This window comes from Mycobacterium sp. TH-M106, from assembly GCF_057473765.1.
In genome coordinates, this window is the sequence record NZ_JBYCLE010000520.1 from 1 (window position 1) to 3,244 (window position 3,244).

The 3,244-nt window shown below is 63.9% G+C and carries 2 protein-coding genes and 1 pseudogene; 1 reads left to right on the top strand and 2 read right to left on the bottom strand.

What is annotated here, in order from left to right:
- Window positions 1-144 (top strand): annotated as a pseudogene (locus tag AC2VOP_RS18170) (cobalamin biosynthesis protein CobW); the annotation flags it as partial.
- 89 nt (window positions 145-233) lie between these two features.
- Here the strand turns inward: AC2VOP_RS18170 and AC2VOP_RS18175 are convergent.
- Together AC2VOP_RS18175 and AC2VOP_RS18180 are read right to left on the bottom strand one after the other, a co-directional pair.
- Window positions 234-1,535 (bottom strand): DNA-processing protein DprA, encoded by a 1,302-nt coding sequence (locus AC2VOP_RS18175; RefSeq protein WP_486962259.1) that lies wholly within the window; start codon window positions 1,533-1,535, stop codon window positions 234-236.
- Window positions 1,532-3,244, bottom strand: a 1,713-nt coding sequence (locus AC2VOP_RS18180; protein ID WP_486962260.1) for a helicase-related protein, incomplete at its 5' end; no start/stop codon positions are given. The genes AC2VOP_RS18175 and AC2VOP_RS18180, both read right to left, overlap by 4 nt.

Below are 3,244 nucleotides of genomic sequence, written 5' to 3' on the forward strand. Positions count from 1 at the left end.
ACTCAATGTCGACGCCGGGCTGGTGACGGGTCAGGTCGACGAGCCGGCGTCGATCGCCGGCGGGTGCATTTGTTGCCTGCCCGACGACGGCGGCCTCCCGGCGCGGTCTTGGATCTTCTCGAGGATCCTCCGCTCAGAATCGATTGACAACCCTGCACCGGTGGCACAGGTGATCGACGCTTGGCGTCGCACCGCCGAGGTGCTGGCCGACCCGGAACGGGCGGCCGTGCCAGCTAGCCCGCCGTAACCATCCGCGTCCTCGTAACGAAGCTGTTGTCAGCAGTCGCCTTCTCAAGGAGCCCCTCATCCAACAGCTTTAGCACCCATCGCTCCGCCTGCTCATCGGTGACGGCTAATGCTGTCGCGACGTCAGAGACGCGGGTGGGAACAGACGCCAGATCGCGGATGAGGTCGCGGACCGTATCAAACAGCCTGTCCTCCAGCCGATTCGCTGGCTGCTCAAGATGTGGCTCCACAGTCGGTGCTTCGTCCAGCGTGGGGATCGAGCCTCCGTCATGCTCACCGCGGCTGTCGTCGCCGCCTCCATCGCCGGCTGGAAAGGGCAAGCCGGGCTGTTCCTCCTCGATAGCCGCGTCGGCAGTATCGAGGAGGGCCTGTAAGTCCTCGACGCTGCCGCGGTTAGGCCATCTGAGCGCGCCTTTGCGCCTGAGCGCCTCCAGTCCGTCGGACTCGGGACCGGTTGATCTCACGTAAACCGGGACGAGCTTCAGCTTCGCGAGCTGCTCAACCGCGCCTGCCCACGTTCCGCCCTTCTCGACATCCGAATTCACGACGAGCGCGGCGTTCGACAACGCGTAGATGAACTTGTTGCGGCGCATGGCGTTTCCGACGTTGAAACCCGCTGCAGGATCGTATGGAGACAGAAGGATCAGCTGCTTTGAGACAAGCATGTCGCGGTTGTAGCGTGCCAACACCGCCTTTTCGAGGCCGTCTGCAAGGACACCGATGGCTCGTCCGCCGGCATCCAGCGCGCCGTGCATGGCGGCCTGGTCGATCCCTTTGGCCCCGCCCGAGACAACGGCGTTGCCGGACTGAGCCACGAGCGCACCCACAGCTTGCGTGTACTGAAGAAGTTCGTCGTCGACGTGGCGCGAACCGACAACTGCCAAGCCGCCCGAGTTCAGCCCGGAGACATCCCCGCATCCGTAGAGTACAGATGGTGCATCGGTCTTCAAGCGAGACTTCAACATGCGCGGATACTCGGGGTCAGCTCGGCTTAACACCCATATCGCACGTGAATGCCAGCGTTCGAGTGCTTGAGCCAGGAGGAACCCGCGGCCCAGCAGACGTTCCAGACGATCTGTCTCGATTACTTGCCCGCAAATGCTGGCCGCTTCGGCGCCTTGCCGAGATGTGAGGTCAGCCGGCTCGCGACCGTTCTTCCGCAGGTGACGCACCAACCCGTTGTACTCGCCGGGCGTGAGCAGATCGGGCGACGGCTTGCTCTGACCTGCGAGCAGGGGGGCGGTCAGGAGCAGGATGGCTTCGGTGTTCGGACTCAACGGTGAGGTCATTCGTCACCGCCAGCCAGCGCTAGGGCAAGCGGGTAAACAGGCCCGCTCCCGGCACCGCGCAACAACCACGCTGCGATCGTCATCGTCCATCGTGAGTCGACCATATCGTCTACAAGCAGCACCGGTTCGGACAGAATCGCAGCGGCACTGACTCCGAGCGACCCGTCGACGTTTCGGGCCTGCTGCGCGCTGTTGTTCATCTGCTTCTGAGGCGGCCGAGCGCTGATCTTTGTCAAAGCGGGCCGAAATGGCAGGTCCAGGACATCTGCCAGGCGCATTGCGAAGTCGGGGACGAGTTCGGGGCGGCTCAGTGACGGTATAGCTGTTACCCACGTCGGTGCCGGTTGGGGCGACCAGTCTTCAACCATCACCGCGCACGCCTCGACCAGTTCGTCGCCGAAGCGTTCCTCTCGATATTTACTGCTGCTCACGAGCGTGCCCCAGCCGGCGTCACCCCAGCGGCAGAGCGCCTTGCCTGGCTCCGCTTGGCCGCCCGCGGGGATCGTGGTGTTGCCTCTGACGCCGTAGGTCGGCAGCCCGCCTTCCGGCCACTTCTTGCGAGGCTCGATCCGCACGTGCGTGCGTCGTAGGAACGCGGCGGCTTCCAGGACCAGGTCTGCGTCAACTGCCGACGACAACGGTGCCAGCGCGGGCGGTCGAACACTCGCGACGTCGCCGTCGAGCGCATCGATCAGGAACCCCATGTGCTTCCCGAAGGGAAGTGTGACGTAGTTCTGCATCTGCTCTTGTTCGTGGCGCCTCAACTCGGTGAGTCGATCCGCTCGGTCCCAGAACTCCTCGCTGAGCGTCGTCGGGGTGAGCAGCCACTTGCTGCCGAGCTTTGCGATCGGAGCCGGCGATTCGAGCTTCAGCAGTTCAATAGCCTTGTCGATCCTGCCCTTGCGAGCGTTGACGCGCGTCGTCAACTCCAGCGTCGACAGCCCCCCAGGGTGGGCCCCCAGTTGATCGAGGATCGCCGCGACCTCACCGCGGCTGGGGAACGCGCTGTTGATGAACCATTCCGTGATGTCGGTGTCCTCGGAACCGCTCAGAAGTACCCCGTACGCCGATTCGATCGCCCGGCCTGCCCGCCCGACCTGCTGGTAGTAGGCGACGACCGATCCCGGTGTCTGGAAGTGGATGACGAATGCAAGGTCGGGCTTGTCGAAACCCATTCCGAGCGCGGTCGTCGCCACAAGGGCCTTCACATCGTTGTTCAGGAGGGCGCTTTCCAGAGCCTCCCGCTCATCTCCGGACTTGCCGGTGTAGGCCATCGCCGTCACATCGCGGCTTTGAAGCCAGTCGGCTACCAGGCGTGCGTCCCGAACCGTCAGGGTGTAGACGATGCCACTGCCCTCGACCGTCTGGAGGTGTTCGGCGAGCCACGCCAGTCGAGCTGCCTGGCTGGGTAGGACTATCGACTGGAGAGTCAGGGAGTCGCGGCTCAACACGCCGCGCTGCACGTGCAGGTCGGGGCCGAGGATCTCTTCGAGATCTTCCATCACGCGATCGTTGGCCGTCGCGGTGGTCGCCAGCACTCGAAGATTCTTGGGGAGCTTTGCGATGATCCGCCCGAGCAGGCGGTACTGAGGACGGAAGTCGTGACCCCAGTCTGATATGCAGTGCGCCTCGTCGACCACTAACAGTGAGATCGTTCCCGCGACCGGTGCCAACACGTCCGACTGGAAGCGATCGTTGGCAAAGCGCTC